3 protein-coding genes are annotated in these 2,750 nt (G+C 58.0%); 1 reads left to right on the plus strand and 2 read right to left on the minus strand.

Going from position 1 to position 2,750, the window contains the following annotated elements; genetic code table 11:
* Positions 1-489: 489 nt before the first annotated feature.
* Together JKL46_RS34445 and JKL46_RS34450 are read right to left on the minus strand one after the other, a co-directional pair.
* On the minus strand, positions 490-903 hold the full coding sequence (locus JKL46_RS34445) for a hypothetical protein (RefSeq protein ID WP_201842923.1): 414 nt from the start codon (positions 901-903) through the stop codon (positions 490-492).
* 668 nt (positions 904-1,571) lie between these two features.
* Positions 1,572-1,829 carry a hypothetical protein gene (locus tag JKL46_RS34450; RefSeq protein WP_201842924.1) on the minus strand — a complete coding sequence of 86 codons (258 nt, stop codon included), beginning with the start codon at positions 1,827-1,829 and terminating at the stop codon, positions 1,572-1,574.
* Between the two features lie 253 nt (positions 1,830-2,082).
* Between JKL46_RS34450 and JKL46_RS34455 the strand changes: the two genes are divergently transcribed.
* A partial coding sequence (locus tag JKL46_RS34455; protein WP_246529738.1) for a lytic transglycosylase domain-containing protein occupies positions 2,083-2,750 on the plus strand: 668 nt, incomplete at its 3' end.

Below are 2,750 nucleotides of genomic sequence, written 5' to 3' on the forward strand. Positions count from 1 at the left end.
GTCTGGACCGCCTCGGCCTCAGCTATCCTGCAAAAGGTCGCCCGTGCGAAACAAGCGTTAGAGTCACAACACTAGGAATGCAAATTTTCTCATGTCGTTAAACCTTCTGACAATCGCTTGTAACGCCATGTTATCTGTGCGGTTCCACTGAACGCCTGGTCTGCCGGGTTCCAGCAGTGAGGCAGGCTGAGAGGATCTTGAACTATCCTGTGCTCTAAGCCCTCAGTTCTCTCGCGAGCCAAGCGACAAGCGGATTCAACTTGGACACATAGCCATAGGCTTTGTTGTCCGCCAGGAAACGCGGCCGCATCTTGTCCTCCTGGGGCCCTGGATCCGTTTTGTGCTTACGTCGGGCGACCGGTTGTTGTCCTGGACACATCAGACAGATCATCCTGTTGTGGTGGGGCGCGCACACGGAGACATGAAGCCGGCAGATGCATCCGGGCGTGACCGGTCCCAAAACTCAGGCTTGGCCTCTCATCGCTCTCTTTAGGTCCGAGAGTTGGAAGAGGACAGCCTTGGCCGTGAACTCTCTTCCTGGGCGAAATAGGTGTTGATGAGCGCAGTCGCTCTTCGGCCCAGTGTCTGATCCTCTTCAAGGTTACCTGTCTCGAGGATCTCGAGCCTGACTTCGAAATCCGGATCGCAGATGAGAAGGGCAGGATCCTGCTCGGCGCGGTCTCCCGAACTATCCAGAAACCAGCCCTCGTCGGGGTTTGGGTCGTTTGGGTTGAGACCGGCGTTCAGGCTCTCGAGGAGGAACCGGGCGAGACGATCGTTGATCCGCGTGCCGTCATCTTCGCCAAAGATGAGCCGGGGTTCGCCGTGAGGATCCCGGATGACGTGCTGCCGATCTCGTCCGGGTCGGGCGAGGAACAGCGTCCATTGTTCCGACGGCCTCATGGCCTTCTCCTTTCGTCATCAGTCGGCCGGAGATCCAGCTTCATCCCCCGGCTGACCGAGAAAGTGACGGCGCATCACTGCGCTCGTGCGCCTTGGACTTGTGCGCCTTGGACCTTCTTAGGGTTTGCTTCAAAGAGCCAAGAGCGAGTTCTGGGCCTTTGCGAGCAAAGGCTGGTGACAATTCTCCTGCTTGTCCCCGTTCTCCCCGAGATTCACAGGGCTTGGCCCCTTTTCAGAGCTTCGATGAACCGAATGAGCAGGCTCGCCCGCAGCTCTCTCTCTAAGCTCTCTCGATCTTGAGCTGGTCGGGCAGCGCTAGTCTGGGCCTATCGTCGTACGTGGGGGCGACGCGACCTCGATGCCGATAGGGCGCGTACCATCGGCGATGATCCGCATGGTGTGCCCCAGAGGCAATGTCACTTCTTTGGTCGTCACGGTCTGCGGAGAAGGCGCGCTGAAGAGAACGAACGCTTCCCGTTTGGCTTCCAGCTCGGCTGCCAGAAGACGTAGAATTCCCGACCAACGAGGACCTTCTTGCTAGTCAGCAACGGCCTCATTCGGGAACTGAGCGGCGCATCGTCGACCCTGAAGCCCATCGCTTTGAGCTGGATGAGCAGAAAGGCGGCATTGCGCAGCGCAACAGCGCCGTGCGATCGCGTGGGCATCGATCAGGTGGCATTGGCCCAGACCTGCACTTCCTCGAAGTCGAAGATCTCTGCCAAGTCGTCGATGGAAAGGCCGGCAAGCCGCGGATCCATGGCGGCAAGCAGCTCCTGCAAGGCGGCCGAACAGATCCATCCTCGTGTCAGGCTTTCCTCAATGAGATCGATGAAGTTATCGGTGAGGGTGACCTCGTGCGATGGCAGTGGTTCTTGAACTTGCGCGATCAGCTGCTCGAAAGGGTCCAGTTCCCCGTTCAGGGACATAGGTATATCTTCAGTTCTCTTCAGCATATTTCCCAGCCAATTCTCAGATGTGTCCTGCTCCTCACCATCCTTGGAATGGCTTTATTGTTAAGATTGGAACAGACATCTGCAGTGTTACTGCTGAAACATGAAAGCTGTCTGAACCTCTGCTGATCAGTCGCATCCGCCGCGTTTCGGAACCAGTCGGCATAAACCGTCCATCAACACATTTGCGAAAAGCTGAGTAGAGCCCCACCCTCAAGGGATGCTGGCCATGTTCAGTGTGCGTCTTGTTGCCTGCGCGACAATGTTCCTCGCGCTTGGTTCAAGTTCAGGATCGGCTGCGCCTGACTTTGATGTGTTGGAAATCGATGTGGATTGGCAGCTTGCGTCGCTTCCACTGCCGCCTGGACTTGAGCCCATTGCACCATCCGCCGTTCTGGACATTGCTTCTCTTCCCCGTGCCCTCCTCAAAGAGCGCTCAACGTACTTGCCTGCCATCGCCGAGGAAGCAGCCGCCAACGGGGTGCCTCCGGCTCTTGTCGATGCGGTAGTGCGTATCGAGAGCCGGTACGATCCAACCGCCGTTGGCAGCATCGGCGAGATCGGGCTCATGCAGGTCAGACCCAAGACAGCCGCACTGCTGGGATTTCAAGGGACCGCTGCCGAGTTGGCCGAGCCGAGAACCAATCTTCGCTATGGCGTGGGGTATCTGGCCAAAGCTTGGCGGCTGGCCGACGGTGACCTGTGTCGTGCGCTGATGAAATATCGCGCCGGACACGGCACCGACACGATGAGCGCACTGAGCATTGAGTACTGCCGGAGGGCTCGCCAGCATCTTGCCGCTGTTGGAACAGAGATTGGAACGTACGCATCCGAGGAACACCGCGGGATCAGGCCTCGCGCGTTGATGGGATCGTTGCTAACGTTGGTGCAGGTTTA

Origin of the sequence: Microvirga zambiensis WSM3693 (genome assembly GCF_016735695.1) — a bacterium.
Taxonomy (GTDB): domain Bacteria; phylum Pseudomonadota; class Alphaproteobacteria; order Rhizobiales; family Beijerinckiaceae; genus Microvirga; species Microvirga zambiensis.

Excerpts from the sequence above, each read along its gene's own strand:
- JKL46_RS34445 (WP_201842923.1), bottom strand. The coding sequence starts at position 903 with ATGAGGCCGTCGGAACAATGGACGCTGTTCCTCGCCCGACCCGGACGA.
- JKL46_RS34450 (WP_201842924.1), bottom strand. The coding sequence starts at position 1,829 with ATGTCCCTGAACGGGGAACTGGACCCTTTCGAGCAGCTGATCGCGCAA.